This is a genomic window from Rhodococcus sp. P4_B6, assembly GCF_056402215.1.
Genome location: NZ_JBFUHV010000494.1, coordinates 1 through 602, shown reverse-complemented (window position 1 = coordinate 602; position 602 = coordinate 1). Strand labels below are relative to the sequence as shown.

At 57.6% G+C, this 602-nt stretch carries 1 pseudogene; it reads left to right on the top strand.

Features of this window, described 5'->3' with window-relative positions:
- Positions 1–602: pseudogene (locus AC1DWT_RS51765) on the top strand (helicase); the annotation flags it as partial.

Sequence of the window (602 nt, the reverse complement as noted above, 5' to 3'; positions counted from 1 at the left end):
GACAGATCGTGCGCAACAATGCACCGGGGCACAACGTTATCCGCTACCTCATGCTGGCAATGCACAACCAGTTCCTCAAGCTGCAATACAACTGGGATGGCTGCGCCCGTCTCTCCAATCTGAAGCTGGACTACGGGTGCATCCCTTTCGACACGATGCCGTTCTGCACGTCGCTTCGCGGGCACAATCCGCGGTACTGGGACCTGGTCGAGAGCCTCGATGCGAGGGACCGAACACACGAGCTGCTCGCTCGCCGCGTGAAGAACAACGTCGAGAACCACGGGCTGTTATATACCCCGGTGAAGGACCTCGAAGAYCTCGGCGATGTCGATAATCTGCTCGCGACCTACAACGCGGGACTGTACTACAAGCACCGAGCCTCGAGGGGCCTCGAAAAGGACATGGGCCACGTCTTCATGCATGGGTATGAGGACGACACCGTCACGATCATCGAAATGCTCCAGGAGTTCGCATCATCTGGTATCGACGGATATCCGGCTGCCGTGCAACGGTGGCTCGATGAAACTTCTCAAGGGATCGACGACGACGCTAAGCGAGACGCACTGAAAGACCTATTCAGCCAGTCTCGCGTCGCCTTAATC